The sequence below is a fragment of the Beijerinckia sp. 28-YEA-48 genome (assembly GCF_900104955.1).
Taxonomy (GTDB): domain Bacteria; phylum Pseudomonadota; class Alphaproteobacteria; order Rhizobiales; family Beijerinckiaceae; genus Terripilifer.
Genome location: NZ_FNSI01000001.1, coordinates 2,478,060 through 2,498,081, shown reverse-complemented (window position 1 = coordinate 2,498,081; position 20,022 = coordinate 2,478,060). Strand labels below are relative to the sequence as shown.

Here is a 20,022-nt window from a genome sequence, read left to right as displayed (position 1 = left end):
CGCCGCTTATTGGAACTGATATGACTGTCGCCTCTACGATCGCGGGTTTGAACCGCGCCATTGCCGCGCTCGCTGGCGGCAAGTCCGTCACCCTCACCAGTGTTCCCGACGGCTTTGATGCTTTTGTCGCCGCGGATCTGGCGCGCGCTCTGTCGGCGACGGCGGGCGATACCGCAGCCGTTCTGGTGCATGTGGCGCGCGACGGTCAGCGCTCGCGCGCCTTCATGGAGGCTTTGGCCTTCGCCGCGCCCCAGGTCGAGGTGCTGGAGTTTCCGGCCTGGGATTGCCAGCCCTATGATCGCGTCTCGCCCAATGCCGCCACCGCCGCGCGGCGGATGACGGTTCTGTCGCGCCTGACCCGCACCCGTTCATCGGCTGAGCAGCCACGCATCATCTGCACTACGATCAACGCGCTCCTGCAGCGTGTCCCACCGCTGCGCTGGCTCGCCACGCAGAGCTTTTCCGCTGCACCGGGCAATGCGGTGCCGATGGATTCGCTGGTCAACTGGCTGGAGATCAACGGCTTCATGCGCTCGTCCACCGTGCGCGATACCGGCGAATATGCGGTGCGTGGTGGCATTCTCGACATGTGGCCGCCGGGGCAACCGCTGCCGGTGCGGCTCGACTTCTTCGGCGACACACTGGAATCGATCCGCGCCTTCGATGCGGAAAGCCAGCGCACCACCGGCCAGTTGCGGGCACTGGATCTGGTGCCGATGAGCGAGGTGCAGTTGACCTCGGACACGATGCGCGCCTTCCGCCAGGCCTATGTCGCGGCCTTCGGCGCGGCGACCCGTGGCGACACGCTCTATGAGGCGGTGAGCGAAGGCCGCCGCCATCCCGGCATCGAACATTGGATGCCGCTGTTTTATGGCGAGACGAGCACATTGTTCGACTATGTGCCGGACGCGCCGCTCATGCTCGATGCGCTGATCGAGGATGCTGCTGGCGAGCGCCTCGGCGAGATCAAGGATTATTACGACGCGCGCAAGGCGCAGCATGATCTCAATCCGCAGGAGTCGATCTACAAGCCACTGCGGCCCGACGCGCTCTATATGACGCCGGACGAGTGGCGCACGCGTCTGAGCAAGTCGGCGGTCGCCCATGTTTCTCCTTTCGCCAGTCCGGAAGGGGGCGCGGGCAATAACATCGATTGTGCTGGCCACACCGGCCGCAATTTCGCGCCCGAGCGCACCAATGAAGCCATCAATGTCTTCGAGGTCGCGGTCGCTCATATTCGCGAGCTGCAAGGGCAGGGCCGTCGCGTTATTGTCGCGGCCTGGTCGGACGGCTCGCGCGAGCGTCTCTCCGGCGTTCTTGCCGAACATGGCCTGAAGGCCACTGACGTCGTCGGCAATCTCGTTCAAGCCTTGGCGTTGCCGCGCGAACGCGTGGCCTTGGCCGTGATTGGTCTTGAGGCTGGTTTCGAGGCCGGCGACATCGCCGTTGTCGGCGAACAGGATGTTCTCGGCGACCGGCTCGTGCGCAACCGCCGCAGAACCAAGCGGGCGCAGGATTTCCTCACCGAGGTCGCGGCGCTGACGCCGGGCGATCTCGTCGTCCACGTCGATCACGGCATCGCGCGCTTCCATGGCCTCAAGGTGATCGAGGCGGTGGGCGTCCCGCATGATTGCCTCGAACTGCATTACGCTGGCGGCGATAAACTGTTCCTGCCTGTCGAGAACCTCGAATTGCTGTCGCGCTACGGCTCCGAGGGCACCGACGTTCAGCTCGACAAGCTCGGTGGCGCCGGTTGGCAGACGCGCAAGGCGCGGATGAAGAAGCGCATCCGCGAGATCGCGCACGAACTGATCCGCATTGCCGCCCAGCGTATGTTGCAAGAGGCGCCGAAGCTGGCGCCGCCGGAAGGCGTTTACGACGAATTCTGTGCCCGCTTTCCTTATGACGAGACCGAGGACCAGCAGAACACCATCGACGCGGTGCTGGAAGATTTGGCGCGCGGTCGGCCGATGGATCGCCTCGTCTGCGGCGACGTCGGTTTCGGCAAGACGGAAGTGGCGTTGCGCGCCGCCTTCACCGCGGCGATCAATGGCAAGCAGGTGGCGGTCGTCGTGCCGACAACCCTGCTGGCGCGCCAGCATTATCGCAACTTCAGCCAGCGCTTTGCTGGTCTACCGGTCAAAGTGGCGCAATTGTCGCGCATGGTCTCTACCGCCGATCAGCGCGTGGCCAAGCAGGGGCTTGCCGACGGCACGGTGGAAATCGTCGTCGGCACCCATGCGGTGCTCGGCAAGACTGTGTCGTTCAGCGATCTCGGCCTCGTCATCGTCGATGAGGAGCAGCATTTCGGCGTCAACCATAAGGAACGGTTGAAGACGATGCGTGCCGAGGTGCATGTGCTGACCCTCTCGGCAACGCCGATCCCTCGTACTCTGCAGCTGGCGCTGACGGGCGTGCGCGAACTCTCCATCATCGCCTCGCCGCCGGTCGATCGTCTGGCGGTGCGCACTTTCGTCACGCCGTTCGACGAATTGATCGTGCGCGAGGCGCTGCTGCGCGAACGTTATCGCGGCGGTCAGTCCTTCTATGTCTGCCCGCGCATCGAAGACTTGGACGAGGCGGCCGCCTTCCTGCGCCAGCATGTGCCGGAAGCTAAATTCGTCATCGCCCACGGTCAGATGGCGGCGACCGATCTGGAAGAGCGGATGTCGGCTTTCTACGACGGCAAATACGACATCCTGGTTTCGACGGCGATCGTTGAATCCGGGCTGGATATTCCCACAGCCAATACGCTCATCGTCCACCGCGCCGACATGTTCGGCCTGGGCCAGCTCTATCAGCTGCGTGGCCGTGTCGGCCGCTCGAAAACCCGCGCCTATGCGCTGTTCACCGTGCCGGCCCGCCGCACCATGACCGTGCAGGCGGAGCGGCGACTGAAAGTGCTGCAATCGCTCGACACACTCGGCGCCGGTTTCCAGCTCGCCAGCCACGATCTCGACATTCGCGGTGCCGGCAATCTGCTTGGCGACGAACAGTCGGGTCATATCAAGGAAGTCGGCTACGAACTCTATCAGCAGATGCTGGAAGAAGCGGTCGTCGCGCTCAAGGCCGGCATCGAAGCGCCGGTCGAGGAAGCCTGGTCGCCGACCATCAGCATGGGCACGCCGGTCACGATCCCGGAACATTACATCGCCGATCTCACCCTGCGCCTTGGCATCTATCGCCGTCTGACCGGGCTCGAGACCGAAGAGGAAATCGAGACCTTCGCGGCCGAGATGATCGATCGCTTCGGTCCGCTGCCGGAAGAGGTCGAGCAGCTGATGAAGCTGATTTCGATCAAGACCCTATGCCGACGCGCTCATGTCGAGAAGGTCGACGCCGGCCCGAAGGGCGTTATCATCGCCTTCCGCGACAATTCCTTCTCCAATCCGCAAGGATTGGTGCGCTATGTCGCGGAGCAGGGGTCGGAGGCGAAAGTGCGGCCCGACATGCGCATCGTCTTCATGCGCGATTTCGACAATGCCAGCGAGCGGCTTGAGGGCACGCGGCTCATCATGCGCACCCTCGTGGCGATCGCGGAAAAGGGCAAAAAGGCAGCGTAGGAGCAAGCGGCGGAACGTCCGCCGCTTGGTACTCTATTCGACGGCTGGCTCTTCCACCGCCTGGCGCATGGCCGACAGCAGCACGTCGGCGGGCTGCGCGCCGGAAACAGCGAGCCGGCCGTTGAAGATGAAGAACGGTACGCCGGTGACACCGATGCGCTGGGCGGCATCGATCTCGCCTTGCACTTCCGCTTCGTCGGCATTGCCGGCCAAGAGGCGTTTTACCACCTCGCGGTCGAGACCGTGCTTGGCTGCGATATCGGCGAGAACTTCGGGATCGCCGATGTCCTTGCCCTCAACGAAATAGAGCCGAAACAATTCCTCATCGACGGCATCCTGGGTGCCGGCGGTCTGGGCCCAATGCAGCAGGCGATGCGCATCGAGCGTGTTGGGCGAGCGCTCGATCTTGTCGAAGGCGAAGGGAATGCCAACCTCGTAGCCGACCTCTTCAAGCCGTTCATGCATGCTCGTGGCGCGATCGGGGCCGAACTTGCGCTCCATGTATTCCTTGCGGCTGATGCCGCCTTTCGGAATCGTCGCATCGAGCTGATAGGGTCGCCAACGCACGTCGGCGTTGATATCGGCGGCCAGTTCCAAGGCTTCTTCCAGCCGTTTGCGACCGACAAAACACCAGGGGCAGACGACGTCGGCGACGACGTCGATGGTGACGGATTTGCGATCGTCACCTGTTCCGTTTGCTGACGTCATGATTTGCCTTTCATCGCGATAGCGTTTTGCAGTTTGACCGCAGTCAAACGCCACAAAGACGCGTCAAAAAATGAGAGCAAATTGCGTTTCCACCAAAACGCGATTTGCTTGAGCGCGGTCCGCACCGTGCCCGCACAATATGGGAAGGACTTCGGCTTGGCAAAATCTCAGATGGCGCCTGCGCGCCGTGATTGAGGGGAGGAAAAAGACAGCGGCTTGAGCACCGGCCGGCCAGTTGCGGGTGGCACGAGCGCTGAAGCCTCGCTGGCACGCCGCTTTGTGGCGAGGGAGCTTTCGCCAAAGGCAAAAATGTCAATGATAGAGAGGCTGCAATCGCGTGGAAGTTGCAGGGATGGTCCGCAAGCCTCTTCAGCGTGCTGGTTCTCGTTGCACCGCATCAATGGGATGAGAGCGCCGATCTCCGGCCCGGCGACCAGCCCGGCATCGATGATTGCCTGCGCAACGGCGGCGGGAATGACCACATTGGCCTGTCGCCCAAAAGACAGGAGTTCGCGAAAACCTTTGCTCTCGAACGGACCGTGCAAAAAGGCCTGCGCGCCGGACATGAAGCCGGCCAACGGCCCCGCCACGAGGCCGGCGAAGGACGCCACCGAAAGGGTGGAGATGACAGGCTGGCGCATGCCGATGCGGGCTTCAGCAATAAAGTCCACCGTGGCCGCCATCAGCGCATGCTGCGAATGACTGATCACCTGACCGTCGGGCGCGACCGTGAGGATCGCACCTTTGCGCGCCACCATCGGCATCGGCCTGTCCACCGGCTGATCGCGCAACGTCTTGATATCGATCGTCGCGGCGCCGTCGACTGGCGTGTCTGTCAGCATCGCCACATAACGGACCTGTGTCGACAGGGCAGCGGCGGAGAAAAGGGCGTCGGCGATATCGATGCCGCCGTTGGCCGCCTCGCCGCAAAGCGCCACCGCGCCCGTCGCCTCGGCGATGTCAACGAACTCGCTCGCCGTCAGATGCGCGGACGCCAGCACCACATCGAGCCCGACGTGCAAGGCGCCGAGCATGGCGACCACAGGCGCGACCCGCGCGCCAGCGACGATCAGCACGCGTGCATCCTGCGGTACACCGAGGTCGCGCCATAAGGCGGCGCTATGCAGCACTGCGCGTTCCAACTGGGCGAAAGTCAGTCCCAGGCCGCTCGGCAAGGCGCTGTCGCAGAGCGCTGGCCGATCCGGCCGCAGCTTCGCCGCGCTGGCCACCAGTTTGGTGAAGTCGAAGCCGACCAGCGCATCAGCGACCGGGTGTGAGGCGGCGCCGGGAGTTGAAATCATGCGCCGGGCCTCCACCAGCTGTCGAGGGTTGCGCCAAAGAGCGGCGAAGCGAATTTCGGCAGGTGCTCGGGATAGATGATGTCGCGCGCATGCACGATCCACTGATTGGGCGAATGGTAGAGCGGAATGATGTAGAAGCCTGACAAGAGCACGCGGTCGAAGGCGCGCACGGCGGTAACGAAATCCGTCTTGCTCTTGGCGGACAGAATTTTGTTGATCAGTTCGTCGAGTGCCGGTTGCGAGGCGCCGGCGAGATTGAAGGACGATTCCATTTTGGCGCTCGCCGACGACCAGCGGTTGCGCTGTTCATTGCCTGGCGAGTTCGACGCCGTCCAGGTGCCGATCATCATGTCGAAATCAAACTTCTGCCGCCGCCGCTGGTATTGCACTTCATCAACGTAGCGCACGTGCGTGTCGACGCCGATGCGCTGCAACGACTGCGCGAAATTCAGCGACAACCGCTCCTGGTTGCGATCCGTGACCATGATTTCGAAAATGAAGGGACGCCCGGCGCGTTTCAGCGCGCCATCCTGAATGCGCCAGCCGGCCTGCGCGAACAGATCGAGTGCCTTACGGGCATTGGCGCGGTCGCGGCCCGAGCCGTCGCTGCGCGGCGGTGTCCAACGTCCTTGGAGAATATCGTCGCGCACGCAGCCGGGCCACTGCGCCAGCAGAGCTCGCTCCTCGGGGCTCGCGGCAATACCGCTGCAGCTCAATTCGCTTTCGTCGAAAAAGCTCTTGGTGCGGCGATACAGATCGCCAAAGAGATTGGCATTGATCCACTCGAAGTCGAACATATAGCCGAGCGCTTCGCGCACGCGCACGTCACCGAAAAGTTCGCGCCGCGTGTTGAAGGCAAAGCCGATCATGCCTTTGGCGCCACCAAGCGGCAGGGCGGCCTTCTTGATCTGGCCGCTGTTGATCGCGGGAAAGTCGTAGCCGCTGATCCAACGCGTCGGATTGGTTTCCTCGCGATAATCGAGAATGCCCGCTTTCGCCGCTTCATAGAACGTCGTGCCGTCGCGGAAATACTCGACACGGATTTCGTCGAAATTGAACAGGCCGCGATGGATCGGCAGGTCTTTCGCCCAATAGTCGGGATTGCGCTTCAACAGCAGCAATTCGCCGGGGCGCAACTGATCGATGCGATAGGGGCCAGAGCCGGTGGGAATGTCGAGATTGGCGTCGTCGAACCGATCGGAGTCAGTGCGATGCTTCGCCAGCACCGGCATCAGCGCCAGAGTCAGAGGCAATTCGCGGTCGCCAATGCCGGTCAGATCATAACGGATCGTCCGTTCGTCCGGCACGTCGACCGATTTGACCAGTGAAAAGGCGCCTCGATGTTGCGGCCGGCCCTTGCGCTTCAACAGATCGAAGGAAAAGGCGAGGTCGGCGGAGGTGATCGGCTGTCCGTCGGAAAAGCGCGCCAGCGGATTGATCCGGAAAGTGGCGAACGAGCGGTCCGTGTCGGTCTCGATAGTTTCCGCGATCAGGCCATAGAGCGTGAAGGGCTCGTCGGTCGAGCGCGTCATCAAGGTCTGGAACACATTGGTGTTGAGACCTTGCGCCGTGGAGCCGGCCTTCAGATTGAACGGATTGAGACTGTCAAATGTGCCCTGGAAGCCCATGGCTAGGCGGCCGCCTTTCGGCGCGGCCGGATTGGCATAGGGCAGGGCGGCGAAATCGGGCGGCAGGGCGGGGGCGCCGTGCATGGCGATGCCGTGTTGCGGGCCGGTGCTGGCCAGAGCCGGGCGTCCGGCGAAAACGGGCGCAAATCCGGCCGCCGCCGCGAGGGCGAGAACGTCCCTGCGTCGCAATTGCGGGCCGGTTGGCCGAATCGTTTGCCGTTTCATGGGAACAATCTATTGAATCAGGCGTTCGCAGTCATTGGGGGCCATCCTTCTGGGGCATCGTGGTCTTTCTTGGCCATCCCCTGTTTCCTGGGATTTCGCCGCTGGCCTTGGCAAAAGGAAACGGCTATGAGGCGCAAGTCACCATCTCGCCGCATTCGCGGGCGAAGAGCCGACACGGACGCGGATACGCGTCTGGTTGGTATCATGCCGCGACAGCGGCGCGCCCGGTCGAACGCGCGACTGTTTAGCGAAAGGACCCTCTATGGCAATGTTTAAAAGCCGCATCGGTGCGGTTGCGATGGCAGTCGGCGTGATGTTTGTCGGCGCGCAAGCGCTGGCGCAAGGTCAGCCGGCTCAGCGGCCGGCGCAGCGTCCCGCCCAGCCGGCGGCGCCGGCGCCCGCGCAGCAGCCCGCCCAGGCGCAGCAGGGTCAGCAGCCGGCCAGCAACCGGGTCGAACTCAAGCCGACCCAGCCGGATTGGACCAAGGTGTGCGGCAAGGACCAGGCCGCCGGTAAGGAAATTTGCTACACCACCCGCGATTTCGGCCAGGAAGCCGATCAGCAGCCCGTGCTGGCGGTCGCCGTCTATGACGTGAAGGGCGACGAGCAGCGCATCGTTCGCCTGCTCCTGCCGGTGGGCCTGTTGCTGAAGCCGGGTTTCCGCTTCTCGCTCGACAAGGGCGCGATGGTGGAAGGCACTTATGAAATCTGCTTCCCGAACGGCTGTTTCGCTGAATCGCGGATCGGCAAGGCACAGCTCGACACGATGAAGAAGGCGACCACCCTCAACATCGTCGTCAAGAACCAGATGAACAACGAAGTGGTCTTCGTCGTTCCCATGGCTGATTTCGGCAAGGCCTTCGACGGCGCCGCGATCGATCCGAAGGTTCTGGAAGAGCAGCAGAAGCAGCTCCAGGAAGAACTGCAGAAGCGCGCCGAGGACGAGCGTAAGCGCCTCGAAGGCACCGGTGGCGCGACAGCCCCGGCGGCTCCGGCAGCACCTGCCGCCCCGCGCTAAGGCAATCTGTCTTCAATATGCAAAACGCGGAGCTTCGGCTCCGCGTTTTTGTTTGGTGCATGTGAGATCGAAACGCTGTCGGCGATGGCGCGCTAACCCTGTCAGTTTGGGCGCGTCACTTTCATGCGGTAATTGCCATCATCCCGGCGCACGAACATTTCGGCGACCTGCGGATGGCGTGCCGGTTCGCCCGTCATGTCAGGCAGCAGGTTCTGCTCGCTGACATAGGCGACATACTCGGTTTCATCATTTTCCGCGTAAAGGTGGTAGAACGGCTGGTCCTTGTTGGGCCGGACCTCTTCGGGGATCGACATCCACCATTCATCGGTATTGGCGAAGACCGGATCGATGTCGAAGACCACCCCCCGGAAAGCATATTTCCGGTGGCGGACCACGTCGCCGATTCCAAATTTTGCGTTTCGGTAGGGCATTTTTCTCTATCTCGACTGGGCGTCTGGGTACGCGCGGCCCGATAACCTGTCAATAATGTGAAATTCGGGCGAAATGTGTTCACATTGCCGTAGTCTTGCTCCCGGGCGACCCACAGGCGATCATTGACCCAGCCCCGCCGTTAGCGCATGGTGAATTGACGAATTTCACAGAAGGGGTGCGGGCGCGACAGGCCGCCGGCCAAATTAACTCGTGTTCGAACTCATCATAGCGGTTGGGTTGATAGCCCTTAACGCAGTGTTTTCCTTATCGGAATTCGCAATTGTCTCAGCGCGTAAGGCGCGTCTGAGGACTCTGGCGGACGCCGGACGTTCCGGTGCCGCTCTGGCCCTGGATCTGGCCGAGAATCCTGGGCGTTTTCTTTCCACGGTCCAAATCGGCATCACGCTCGTGGGCATCCTCGCGGGTGCTTTTTCCGGCGCGGCGCTGGGCGCTCAAGTCACGCTCTGGCTACGCCAGCATGGCGTTTGGGACGGCTTGGTCGAGCCGCTTGGCTACGGCCTTGTGATCGGCGCCATCACCTATCTGTCGGTTGTCGTTGGTGAACTGGTGCCCAAGCAGATTGCCTTGCGCAATGCCGAGGGCATCGCCTGCACCATGGCGCCGGTGATGTACGGCCTGTCGAAACTGGCGGCGCCGCTGGTTTATTTGCTCGATCTGTCGACACGCGCCATCTTCAAAATATTCGGCGTCACGGCGCTGCAAGAAGCAGCGCCCACCGAAGAAGAGATCAAGACCCTTGTCGAGGAAGCGGCGGACGCTGGCGTCATCGAAAGCGATGAGCAGCGCATGATCACCGGCGTTCTGCGTCTGGGCGATCGCCACGTCAGCGCGGTCATGACACCGCGTACCGATGTCGAATGGCTCGATCTCGACCTCGACGACGACGAAATTCGCACCGTGCTCGCCAGTACCACGCATTCGCGCCTGCCGGTCGGCGAGGGCTCTCCCGACAGGATGATCGGCGTCTTGCAGGTGCGCGAACTGCTGGCGCCGATGCTGACCGGCGGAGCGTTCAACCCTCGCGCCCATGTCCGCAAGGCGCCTGAGTTTCCCGACGTGCTTGACGCGCTCGACGCATTGCAGGCCTTGCGCCAGGCGGAAGTGCCGATGGCGCTGGTGCATGACGAGCATGGTCATTTCGATGGCATCGTGACGCCAGCCGATATCCTTGATGCGATCGCCGGCGCCTTCCGCTCCGATGAAGGATCGAACGATCCCGAAGCGGTCCTGCGTGAGGATGGTTCCTGGCTGCTGGCCGGCTGGATGCCGGCTGACGAAGCGGCGGAATTGCTGCATATCGGCCTGCCCGAGCGGCGCGAATATGAAACGGTCGCCGGCCTCATCATCAGCGCCTTGCAGCGTCTGCCGACGACAGGTGAGTTTGTCGAAGCGCATGGTTGGCGCTTCGAGGTCGTCGACCTTGACGGCCGCCGCGTTGATAAAGTGCTGGCCGCCAAATTGCCGGATCCGAGCGAACAGGAAGATGGCTGACGTGGTTCTGCGGTTGCTGCAGCGCTAAACTCGTTTAAATTGCAGGCTCGTAAGCGAGTCCGGCAACAGCGAGTGAGAGCCTTTGACCAAGGAAAATGCCACGTCATCGCGGCCGCGACGCGCCGGAGCCTTGCGTCAATTTCTGCAAAGCGAAGCGGCGGGTGGCGTGATTCTCATGATCACGGCGGTGCTCGCCATGATCGTCGCCAATTCGGCGTTCGCGCCGCTGTATTTCGACACATTGGCGCGCAAGCTCGCCGGCCTCTCGGTCTTGCACTGGATCAACGACGCGCTGATGGCGGTGTTCTTCCTGCTCGTCGGCCTGGAAATCAAACGCGAGTTCGCTGGCGGCGAATTGGCGACATGGCCACGCCGCGCTCTGCCAGGCGTGGCGGCGGCAGGCGGTATGATCGTGCCCGCACTCATCTATGTCGCCTTCAACTGGCAGACGCCCGCGACCTTGCGCGGCTGGGCTATTCCCGCGGCGACCGACATCGCCTTCGCGCTTGGTGTTCTCGCCTTGCTTGGCTCTCGCGCGCCGCCGTCTCTGAAAATTTTTCTCGCCGCTCTCGCGATCCTCGATGATCTCGGCGCCGTGGTCATTATCGCGCTGTTCTATACATCGCAATTGTCGCTCTGGGCGCTCGGCGGCGTCGCCGTGACGATGGCCGTGCTGGTGGCGCTGAACATGTTCGGCGTCAAGAAATTGTGGGCCTATCTGGTGCTGGGCGTCGTACTGTGGGTGTTCATGCATGAATCCGGCGTGCATGCGACATTGGCGGGTGTGCTGCTGGCGCTGACCATTCCCGGCGGTGGCGAAGCGGAAGAGGAACACGCGCCGTTGCAGGAGCTCGAACATCTGCTGCACGTGCCGGTCGCATTCTTCATCGTGCCGCTGTTCGGCTTCGCCAATGCCGGCGTCCCGCTCGGCGGCTTCAGCTTTGAGAAATTGTTTCATCCGATCACGCTCGGCATCGCCGCGGGCCTGTTCATTGGCAAGCAGCTGGGCGTCTTCGCCGCGACGAGACTGGCGGTCCGGCTCGGGCTTGCTGAGCCGCCGCAGAATGCGACGACGATGCAAGTCTATGGCGTCAGTGTCCTGTGCGGCATTGGCTTCACCATGAGCCTCTTCATCGGCTTGCTGGCTTTCCCTGATGCCGCCGATCTTGCGACGGCGGTGAAGATCGGCGTGCTGATGGGATCTATCGCCTCGGGTGTTCTCGGCGCTGTGATCCTGATCGCCGCCAAGCCGGCGCCGGCGGCCTGACCGTGTTCGTGGCGCTGGCCGATCAGCTCGAACTGTTGACGCCGGACGAGATGGCGCGCGCCGACCAGCTGGCGACCGCGGCCGGCACCGCCGGCATCGTGCTGATGGAAGCGGCTGGCCGCGCGGTGGCTGATCAGGTGCGGCGCGTGCTGCCCACAGGCGCGCGTCGCATCGTCATCCTCTGCGGGCCCGGCAACAATGGCGGTGATGGCTTCGTCGCCGCGCGTCTGCTGCGCGAAGCGGAGTTCGATGTCACCGTCGGCCTGCTCGGCGATCGCGCGAAACTGGCGGGCGATGCCCGCCTGGCGGCGGAGGCGTGGACGGGACGCTTGATGTCGGCCGGGCTCGTCAAACTCGATGAAGCCGATCTGGTGGTCGATGCGCTGTTCGGCGCAGGCCTGTCGCGCGATCTTGATGGCCGGGCGCGGGCCATCGTCGAGCGCCTGAATGCCTGGCGCAGCGCCCATGGCCGCAAAGTCGTCGCGGTCGATGTACCCTCGGGTGTCGATGGTGCAACCGGCGCTGTGCGGGGCGTCGCTGTCGAAGCCGATGCGTCGGTGACGTTCTTCCGCCTAAAGCCCGGCCATCTTCTGCTGCCCGGCCGGGCCTTGTGCGGCGAGATCACGCTGGCGCAGATCGGCATCGAACCTAAGGTGCTGGCGACCGTGAAGCCCGCTGCCCACATCAATCTGCCGGCGCTGTGGCGCGCGGCGCTGCCATCCTTGCAGGTGGCGGGGCATAAATATTCCCGTGGCCATGCGCTGGCCTTCTCGGGCGCCGTGCATCGCACCGGCGCGGCGCGATTGTCGGTCCGTGCGGCGCTACGGGCCGGGGCAGGGCTCGTAACTTTGCTGTCGCCACGCGCGGCGCTCGCGGTCAATGCGGCCCATCTCACCGCCGTGATGCTCACGCCTTGCGACAATGCGCGCGAGTTGCGCGAGATCCTCGCCGATCCTCGCATTAACGCGGTAGTGCTCGGGCCGGCCATGGGCGTAACGCCGCTGACGCGCGATCTCGTGCTTGCGGCGCTGACCTCCGGCGGCAGCCGTGCCGTCGTTCTCGATGCCGATGCCCTGACGGTTTTCGCCGAAGCGCCACATGTGTTGTTCGAGGCGATCGCCGCGCACGACGGGCCGGTGGTGCTGACGCCGCATGAGGGCGAATTCGCGCGTCTATTCTCTGGTGCAGGCAGCAAGCTCGAGCGAGCGCGACAGGCGGCGCGGCAAAGCCACGCGATCGTTCTGCTCAAAGGGGCAGACACGGTCGTTGCGCATCCAGACGGGCGCGCCGCGATCGCCTGCGATCTGCCGCCAACGCTTGCCACCGCTGGTTCCGGCGATGTGCTGGCGGGTCTGATCTGCGGATTGCTGGCGCAGGCCATGCCTCCGTTCGAAGCCGCCTGCGCCGCCGTCTGGCTCCATGGCGCCGCCGCACGTGTCGCGGGCGAGGGACTGATCGCCGAGGATCTGCCAGAGGCGATGCCCGTTGTGTGGAAAGAGCTGGCCGAGCTCTAACCGATCGTCTTTTCCCAACGCATCAGGCGGACCTCGTTATAGACGCCGCTGCTGACGAAGGGATCGGCGGCGCTGAACGCTTCCACTTCCGCGAAGTCTTGCGCATCGAAGACGATCAACGCGCCAACACGTTCGCCATCGGCAGCATAGATCGGCCCTGACTGCAGGAGTTTCGCCATGCCGGAGCGCAGATGCGCCGAATGGGCGGCGAGATTCTGAGCGCGCTCGTTTTCCTTGCCGGGCGCATTGTAGGCCAATCTAACGATGAGCATTGCAACTCCTGAAGCGTTTCGAGTGAATGGTGACCTGCTTACGTCACCTCGAACCAGCCGCCAAGGCCAGCCACCGCATGATCGAGAATGCCGCTGCCCAGGCGCCAGCGTCCTGGATTGTCAGCGACGAAGGCAATCCGCACCGTGCGTCCGGGCGCGACGATGACGCTGTCCCGCCAATAAGGCTCCCAACCATCGTCGAGCAGATGCAATTGCCGCATCACATGGCCGTAAAGGCGCATGACATGGGCGACGTTGGATTGGTTGAGAAAGCCCAGCGTCACCGGTGTTCCGCGTTTGACGGAGAACAGCGGCGGGTCGCTGGCGCGCATGATTTTGCCGTTGAGTTTCCACAGCGCCATCTCAGACGTCAGGCACGTGGCATTGCGCGGCGCCGGCACGCGTTCGATGATGAGATCGAGCCGCTTGGCGTTCTGCAGCGGGATGACGGGCCGCACCAGCGGGTTGAGCGGCGCGGATTTGATCGGCGGGCGCGGCTTCGTCTTTTCGCCCTTCGCCGCGAAACTGAGGATGGTTCTGTCGGTTTCGCCCGCCAGGCCCAAAGCGCCACCGCGCAGGATGATCTTCATCTCCTGACCTTCGGCGGGCATATCGAACATGACATCGAAACGGGCACCGGGGCCAACGGGAATGCTGCGCTGAACGGGTTCGAATTCGTCGCAGGTCTGCCCATCAATGGCGGTGATCATCGGTTGCGCGCCCTCGAAGGTCAGCGCCATCAGCCGCGCTGTGGTCGCAGCCGCTAGCCGCAGCCAGATGCGTGCGCCCGGCGAGAAGACATGCGCCTGCGGCGCCGGCTTGCCGTTGATGGTGACGAGAGGGCCAATCCGCCCCGCGCCTCCGGCGTCTTCGACAGAGGTAAAAGCCTCGCGTCCCTTCACCGCCGAGCAAGCGGACAATTGCGCCGCGCCATCAAGCTTCCAATCGGCGATGACGGCGATCACTTCATGGTCGTGCTCGGGCGTGTCCGGATCGTCGACGATCAACAGGCCGTGCAGGCCGCGCTCTGTCTGCTCGGCGAAATTCGCATCCGCATGGGCATGATAGAGAAAGGCGCCGGCGTCCGGCGGCGTGAAGCGATAATCGAAGGAAGTGCCCGGTGCGATGGCCTTCTGCGTCAGCGGCGCCACGCCATCGAAAGCATTGGGTCCCCGCATGCCGCGAAAATGCAGCGACGTCGGCGCATTCAATTTGTTGACGAGCCGCAATCGCAATTCCTTGCCGCGCTTGACGCGCAGCAGCGGGCCGGGGGCTTGTCCGTCACAGCCGATGATATCGGTCTCGGCCGTATCGGTCAGGCGCAGCTTGCCGGCGCGGGCTTCGACGGTGTGAAACTCGTCCTGGCGAAACTCACCTTGTGCGTGGGCGAATGTGGGGAGGAGGGCGCTTGAAGCGGTGCCGAGGAGAACGTGTCGCCGGGTGAGGTTCATATGTTCTCTATAGAAGAACGGCCCCGGCGCGGCGAGCCTTGTTGCAATAGGTCTTTCTGTCGGCCTGATCGAGGCGTATGAAAACACAAAACAGAAATACAAAAATTACGAGAGGAAACGACATGGCCATCTCCGTCCAGAAACTGCATCCGACGATCGGGGCTGAAGTGCAGGGCGTCGATCTGTCGAAACCGGTCGATTCGGAAACCGCGGCAGTGATTCGCCGCGCCTTCGAGGATCACGCCGTCTTGGTGTTTCGCGACCAGCAGCTCGATGAGCCAGCCCAGCTCGCTGCCGCCGGGCTCTTTGGCAAGGTCGCCATGCGCCGCCGTCCGGTGAGCGGCGCCGGGCCGGGCGGCGATTTCGACACGCCGTTCATGCTGGTCACCAATATTGTCGAGGACGGCAAGCCGATCGGGTCCTTCGGCGACGGCGAAATGTGGTTCCACCACGACACCAGCTATTATCCCGAGCCGCACCGGGCGACCTTGCTCTATGCACTCAAGCTCACCTCCTGGGGCGGCGAGACCTGCTTTTCCAACCTCTACCGGGCCTATGACCTGATTCCCCGCTCCCTGCGAGATCGGCTGGAGGGGCGCAAGGTGTTGCAAATCCACGACTATAAGCGGCGCGAACGGCTCGATCTCGAGGCTGTCGATATTGCCAAGATCAGGCATATGGAACAGCCGATTTTTATCACCCACCCGGCCACGGGGCGAAAAGCGCTCTATGTTTCAAGGCTGATGTCGGCCCGGATCGAAGGGCTGAGCCGGGACGAGAGCGAGGCCGCCTTGGCCGCTCTGTTCGATATTTCCGAGGATTCGTCGCTGATTTACGAGCATCATTGGCGGATTGGCGACCTGGTCATCTGGGATAATTGGTGCTCGATTCACGCCCGTAAGGATTTTCCCCGCGAAGAACCTCGTTTGATGCGCCGGTTGACCATCGAAGGGCAGGCCATGCGGTTTTGAGCTTGGCCGTTTTGAGCGCTGATCGGGCGTGATTTTTCCCTCGCGTCCGGGCGGACCCATTGCTATAGAGCCGCCACCCGAACGGCGAGACTTTCGGGCCGTGAAGGCGCAGCCGCGTCTGGGCGGGCGTGGCGGAATTGGTAGACGCAGTGGATTTAGGTTCCACCGCCGCAAGGCGTGGGGGTTCGAGTCCCTCCGCCCGCACCACGCCGATCGTTCGCCGTTTCAAGAGAATTCGTCGGCCGCGGGATGTCGGTCCCGGTCAGGTTGCAGTGTAAGAAGGTAGTTAAACATGCAGGTGACAGAAACCCTCTCCGAAGGCCTGAAGCGCGCCTATAAGGTGGTCCTTCCGGTCGACGACCTCGCCCGTCGCCTCGACAGCCAGCTTGTCGAGATGAAGGACAAGGTCCGCATCAACGGGTTCCGTCCGGGCAAAGTGCCGCTGGATCACCTGAAGAAGATGTACGGCCGCCAGGTGATGGCCGACGTGTTGCAGGACGCCGTCAACGAGGTGAACCGCAAGATCGTCGAAGAGCACAAGATTCGCCTCGCCGGCGAGCCGAAGATCGACATCGAAGGCGGCGACGAGGGCGTGAAGAAGGCCATCGAAGTCCAGGGCGACTTGGCTTTCACCGTCAATCTCGAAGTGCTGCCGAAATTCGAAGTCGGCTCGTTCGATGACGTGGCCGTTGAGCGCCTGGTCGTCGAGCCGGGCGAAGATGAGGTCAACGACGCGCTGAACCGCATGGCCGAACAGAGCCGTCCGTTCGTCGCCAAGGAAGGCGCTGCCGCCAAGGGCGACAAAGTGACCATCGATTTCGTCGGCAAGATCGACGATGTGGCGTTCGAAGGCGGTACCGGCACCGATACGCCGCTGACGCTGGGCTCCGGCCAGTTCATTCCGGGCTTCGAAGACCAGCTCGAAGGCGCTGCCAAGGGCGACGAGCGCGCCGTCAAGGTGACGTTCCCGGCCGAATACCAGGCCCCGCATCTGGCCGGCAAGGAAGCCGTGTTCGATGTCACCGTGAAGGGTGTCGAGGCGCCGGGCGAGCTGAAGCTCGACGACGAATTCGCGAAGACCCTGGGTCTTGAGAGCCTCGACAAGCTCAAGGAAGCCATCCGCGACAACATCAAGCGCGAATTCGACCAGATTTCCCGCGAGAAGCTGAAGCGCGAGCTGCTCGACGCCCTCGACAAGAAATACAGCTTCGAACTGCCGCCGGGCCTGGTCGAACAGGAATTCAACGGCATTTGGGGCCAGGTGAAGTCCGAGCAGGAGCGCACCAAGAAGACCTTTGAGGACGAAGGCACGACGGAAGAGGCCGCTAAGGCTGATTACCAGCGCATTGCCGAGCGCCGCGTGCGCCTCGGTTTGGTGCTGGCAGAAGTTGGCGAGCAGGCCAAGGTCGAGGTTACCAACGAGGAACTGTCGCAGGCGATCATCGAGCGCGCCCGCCAGTACCGTGGTCAGGAAAAGGCGATCTGGGATTACTACCAGAAGAACCCCGACGCCGTGGCCGCCCAGATTCGTGCGCCTTTGTTCGAGGAAAAGGTCATCGACGTGGTCGTTTCCAAGGCTAAGGTCACCGACAAGACCGTTTCCAAAGAAGAACTGCTGAAGCCGATTGAAGAGGATTCCGCCAAGGTCTGACGCTCAAGCGTCTGTAGCCTCAACCGGAAATTCACATTGAATCAGGAAGGCCGGGGACCCGCGGGGCGGGCTCCGGCCTTCCCATTGCACCAGCGGTTTCGATGACTATGTTGGGGAACCTAATTGATTCCCCCAGACAGAGAGCCACATGCTGCGCGATCCCGTCGACGTCTATAACTCGTTTGTCATTCCCAGCGTCGAGGAAGTTACCTCGCGCGGTTCGTATCGCTACGACATCTTTTCGCGCCTGCTGAAGGAGCGGATTATTTTCCTCGCCGGTCCGGTTGAGGATCAGGTCGCCACGCTGGTGGTGGCGCAGCTTCTCTATCTGGAAGCCGACAATCCCAAGAAGGACATCTCCTTCTATATTAACTCGCCGGGTGGCGTGGTGACCGCTGGCCTGTCGATCTACGACACCATGCAGTTCATCAAGCCGAAGGTCTCGACCCTCTGCATCGGTCAGGCCGCCTCCATGGGCTCCTTGCTGCTGTCGGCCGGCGAGCCTGGCATGCGCTTCAGCCTGCCGAACTCGCGCATCATGGTGCATCAGCCTTCCGGTGGCTTCCAAGGCCAGGCATCGGACATCCAGCGCCACGCCGAAGATATACTCAAGGTTAAGCGCCGGCTGAATGAAATCTATGTGAAGCACACCGGTCAGGATTACGACGCTATTGAGCGCGCGCTTGACCGTGACAACTTCATGTCGGCAGAAGAAGCCAAAGCTTTCGGTCTGATCGACCAGGTGTTCGACAAGCGCCCGGACGAAGGCGAGGCCAAATAGTTGATTTTCGGCGCGGTATTCCTGATATCGCGCCGGTTTCGGCCCAAGATTAGCCAGAATGTTTGAAAATTGTTGCAATCATGCGACACCGACTTCGTTCTGGCAGTGATTTTGGCTTCCTTGCTTGATCGACAGGCGATCGCATGATTGCATCGCAGCAATCAGCGTTTTCTACTTTCGGTCCACTCGTTGTGGGCTTTTCGGCCGCATTTTCGGCCTTATATGAAGAAATGTGCTCGGTTTCAGCCAGTTGCTGGCTACGTTTTATTAGGACCGACGCAGATATCGTTGACACTGGCCGAGTCGCGCGGAAGCGGGCCTTGGCCTAACGGAGAACGAAATGAGCAAAGTCAGCGGCAGCGACTCGAAGAATACGCTCTACTGCTCCTTCTGCGGTAAGAGCCAGCACGAGGTCCGCAAGCTGATCGCCGGCCCGACCGTGTTCATCTGTGATGAATGCGTCGAACTGTGCATGGACATCATCCGCGAGGAGTCGAAATCCTCCCTGGTGAAGAGCCGCGAGGGCATCCCGACACCACGCGAGATCTGCAAGGTGCTCGATGACTATGTCATCGGTCAGATGCAGGCCAAGCGCGTCCTGTCGGTCGCCGTCCACAATCACTACAAGCGGCTGAACCACTCGTCGAAGCACAACGACGTCGAACTGGCCAAGTCCAACATCCTGCTGATCGGCCCGACCGGTTCCGGCAAAACCTTGCTGGCGCAGACCCTGGCGCGCATCCTCGATGTGCCGTTCACCATGGCCGATGCGACGACGCTGACCGAAGCCGGCTATGTCGGCGAGGACGTCGAGAACATCATCCTGAAGCTGTTGCAGGCCTCCGACTACAACGTCGAGCGGGCGCAGCGCGGCATCGTCTACATCGACGAAATCGATAAGATCTCGCGCAAGTCCGACAATCCGTCGATCACCCGCGACGTCTCGGGCGAAGGCGTGCAGCAGGCCTTGCTGAAGATCATGGAAGGCACGGTTGCCAGCGTTCCCCCGCAGGGTGGCCGCAAGCATCCGCAGCAGGAATTCCTGCAGGTCGACACCACCAACATCCTGTTCATCTGTGGTGGCGCCTTTTCCGGCCTGGAGAAGATCATCTCCCAGCGCGGCAAGAGCACATCGATCGGCTTCGCGGCGCGCGTCGAAGGGCCGGATGAGCGGCGCACGGGCGAAGTGTTCCGTAAGGTCGAGCCCGAGGATCTGCTGCGCTTCGGCCTCATTCCCGAATTCGTCGGCCGTCTGCCAGTCATCGCGACCCTCGAGGATCTCGATGAAGAGGCGCTCAAGAAGATTCTCACCGAGCCGCGCAATGCACTGGTCAAACAGTACCAGCGCTTGTTCGAGATGGAGAATGTCGACCTGACGTTCCAGGACGAGGCGCTGAACGTGATTGCCCGCAAGGCCATCGAGCGCAAGACTGGCGCGCGTGGATTGCGCTCGATCATGGAGGGCATCTTGCTCGATACGATGTATGATTTGCCGGGCCTCGAAGGGGTCGAGCAGGTCGTCATCGGACCCGAGGTTGTCGATGGTCGCGCTCGGCCGCTCTACATCTATTCTGACCGCGCGGAAAAAGGTGCTAGCGCCTGATTCGCGGTGATTTTCTTGCGTGACTCTCGTACCTGCGTCCGGCGTTTTGGCTGTAGCCAATTGAGCTGTGGCGTGTCCCAGGCGGCGGCTTGAAAGTCGCCGCCGCAAGCGCCATCTCTTTACTC

15 protein-coding genes and 1 tRNA gene are annotated in these 20,022 nt (G+C 62.4%); 10 read left to right on the top strand and 6 right to left on the bottom strand.

The genetic code is table 11. The features are described from left to right. The first annotated feature begins 20 nt into the window (after positions 1-20). Positions 21-3,563, top strand: coding sequence for a transcription-repair coupling factor (gene mfd, locus BLW50_RS11775; RefSeq protein WP_090702179.1), 3,543 nt, complete (start codon positions 21-23; stop codon positions 3,561-3,563). A gap of 33 nt (positions 3,564-3,596) precedes the next feature. On the opposite strand, the gene BLW50_RS11770 is transcribed toward mfd, so the two are convergent. The 3 genes from BLW50_RS11770 to BLW50_RS11760 form a co-directional block, all read right to left on the bottom strand. After that, positions 3,597-4,271, bottom strand: coding sequence for a DsbA family oxidoreductase (locus BLW50_RS11770; protein ID WP_090709015.1), 675 nt, complete (start codon positions 4,269-4,271; stop codon positions 3,597-3,599). Between the two features lie 167 nt (positions 4,272-4,438). Then, positions 4,439-5,572, bottom strand: a complete 1,134-nt coding sequence (locus BLW50_RS11765; protein WP_139267578.1) for an AMP-binding protein — start codon at positions 5,570-5,572, stop codon at positions 4,439-4,441. Beyond that, positions 5,569-7,425 carry an extracellular solute-binding protein gene (locus tag BLW50_RS11760; RefSeq protein ID WP_090702172.1) on the bottom strand — a complete coding sequence of 619 codons (1,857 nt, stop codon included), beginning with the start codon at positions 7,423-7,425 and terminating at the stop codon, positions 5,569-5,571. The genes BLW50_RS11765 and BLW50_RS11760 overlap by 4 nt, the downstream gene beginning before the upstream one ends. Before the next feature lie 262 nt (positions 7,426-7,687). Between BLW50_RS11760 and BLW50_RS11755 the strand changes: the two genes are divergently transcribed. Next, the gene (locus BLW50_RS11755) at positions 7,688-8,443 is read left to right on the top strand and encodes an invasion associated locus B family protein (RefSeq protein WP_090702171.1); all 756 of its coding nucleotides are present in this window, start codon (positions 7,688-7,690) and stop codon (positions 8,441-8,443) included. A 101-nt stretch (positions 8,444-8,544) separates the two neighbouring features. Here BLW50_RS11755 and hspQ read toward each other — a convergent pair whose 3' ends face one another. Continuing rightward, on the bottom strand, positions 8,545-8,874 hold the full coding sequence (hspQ, locus tag BLW50_RS11750) for a heat shock protein HspQ (protein ID WP_090702167.1): 330 nt from the start codon (positions 8,872-8,874) through the stop codon (positions 8,545-8,547). A 211-nt stretch (positions 8,875-9,085) separates the two neighbouring features. Between hspQ and BLW50_RS11745 the strand changes: the two genes are divergently transcribed. The 3 genes from BLW50_RS11745 (at position 9,086) to BLW50_RS11735 (ending at position 13,168) form a co-directional block, all read left to right on the top strand. After that, on the top strand, positions 9,086-10,387 hold the full coding sequence (locus BLW50_RS11745; protein ID WP_090702163.1) for a hemolysin family protein: 1,302 nt from the start codon (positions 9,086-9,088) through the stop codon (positions 10,385-10,387). Positions 10,388-10,469: 82 nt separating this feature from the next. Beyond that, a complete protein-coding gene (gene nhaA, locus BLW50_RS11740) occupies positions 10,470-11,654 on the top strand; it encodes a Na+/H+ antiporter NhaA (protein ID WP_090702160.1) in 1,185 nt (394 codons plus the stop codon). A gap of 8 nt (positions 11,655-11,662) precedes the next feature. Continuing rightward, positions 11,663-13,168, top strand: a complete 1,506-nt coding sequence (locus BLW50_RS11735) for an NAD(P)H-hydrate dehydratase (RefSeq protein ID WP_280141535.1) — start codon at positions 11,663-11,665, stop codon at positions 13,166-13,168. Here BLW50_RS11735 and BLW50_RS11730 read toward each other — a convergent pair. Further along, entirely contained in the window at positions 13,165-13,440 is a 276-nt protein-coding gene (locus BLW50_RS11730; RefSeq protein WP_090702157.1) for a YciI family protein, read from the bottom strand. The genes BLW50_RS11735 and BLW50_RS11730 overlap by 4 nt on opposite strands. 38 nt (positions 13,441-13,478) lie before the next feature. Beyond that, entirely contained in the window at positions 13,479-14,891 is a 1,413-nt protein-coding gene (locus BLW50_RS11725; RefSeq protein WP_090702153.1) for a multicopper oxidase family protein, read from the bottom strand. A 122-nt stretch (positions 14,892-15,013) separates the two neighbouring features. On the opposite strand from BLW50_RS11725, the gene BLW50_RS11720 reads away from it, so the two are divergent. The 5 genes from BLW50_RS11720 (at position 15,014) to clpX (ending at position 19,897) form a co-directional block, all read left to right on the top strand. Next, positions 15,014-15,862 carry a TauD/TfdA dioxygenase family protein gene (locus BLW50_RS11720; protein ID WP_170850116.1) on the top strand — a complete coding sequence of 283 codons (849 nt, stop codon included), beginning with the start codon at positions 15,014-15,016 and terminating at the stop codon, positions 15,860-15,862. A 122-nt stretch (positions 15,863-15,984) separates the two neighbouring features. Further along, positions 15,985-16,069, top strand: a tRNA-Leu gene (locus BLW50_RS11715). A gap of 85 nt (positions 16,070-16,154) precedes the next feature. Then, entirely contained in the window at positions 16,155-17,513 is a 1,359-nt protein-coding gene (tig, locus tag BLW50_RS11710) for a trigger factor (RefSeq protein ID WP_090702147.1), read from the top strand. A gap of 151 nt (positions 17,514-17,664) precedes the next feature. Then, entirely contained in the window at positions 17,665-18,294 is a 630-nt protein-coding gene (locus BLW50_RS11705) for an ATP-dependent Clp protease proteolytic subunit (RefSeq protein WP_090709011.1), read from the top strand. A gap of 340 nt (positions 18,295-18,634) precedes the next feature. Further along, positions 18,635-19,897 carry an ATP-dependent Clp protease ATP-binding subunit ClpX gene (clpX, locus tag BLW50_RS11700; protein ID WP_090702145.1) on the top strand — a complete coding sequence of 421 codons (1,263 nt, stop codon included), beginning with the start codon at positions 18,635-18,637 and terminating at the stop codon, positions 19,895-19,897. Positions 19,898-20,022: the final 125 nt, after the last annotated feature.

Coding starts and splice junctions, on each gene's coding strand:
- mfd (WP_090702179.1), top strand. CDS start 21: ATGACTGTCGCCTCTACGATCGCGGGTTTGAACCGCGCCATTGCCGCG.
- BLW50_RS11770 (WP_090709015.1), bottom strand. CDS start 4,271: ATGACGTCAGCAAACGGAACAGGTGACGATCGCAAATCCGTCACCATC.
- BLW50_RS11765 (WP_139267578.1), bottom strand. CDS start 5,572: ATGATTTCAACTCCCGGCGCCGCCTCACACCCGGTCGCTGATGCGCTG.
- BLW50_RS11760 (WP_090702172.1), bottom strand. CDS start 7,425: ATGAAACGGCAAACGATTCGGCCAACCGGCCCGCAATTGCGACGCAGG.
- BLW50_RS11755 (WP_090702171.1), top strand. CDS start 7,688: ATGGCAATGTTTAAAAGCCGCATCGGTGCGGTTGCGATGGCAGTCGGC.
- hspQ (WP_090702167.1), bottom strand. CDS start 8,874: ATGCCCTACCGAAACGCAAAATTTGGAATCGGCGACGTGGTCCGCCAC.
- BLW50_RS11730 (WP_090702157.1), bottom strand. CDS start 13,440: ATGCTCATCGTTAGATTGGCCTACAATGCGCCCGGCAAGGAAAACGAG.
- BLW50_RS11725 (WP_090702153.1), bottom strand. CDS start 14,891: ATGAACCTCACCCGGCGACACGTTCTCCTCGGCACCGCTTCAAGCGCC.
- BLW50_RS11720 (WP_170850116.1), top strand. CDS start 15,014: ATGGCCATCTCCGTCCAGAAACTGCATCCGACGATCGGGGCTGAAGTG.
- tig (WP_090702147.1), top strand. CDS start 16,155: ATGCAGGTGACAGAAACCCTCTCCGAAGGCCTGAAGCGCGCCTATAAG.
- clpX (WP_090702145.1), top strand. CDS start 18,635: ATGAGCAAAGTCAGCGGCAGCGACTCGAAGAATACGCTCTACTGCTCC.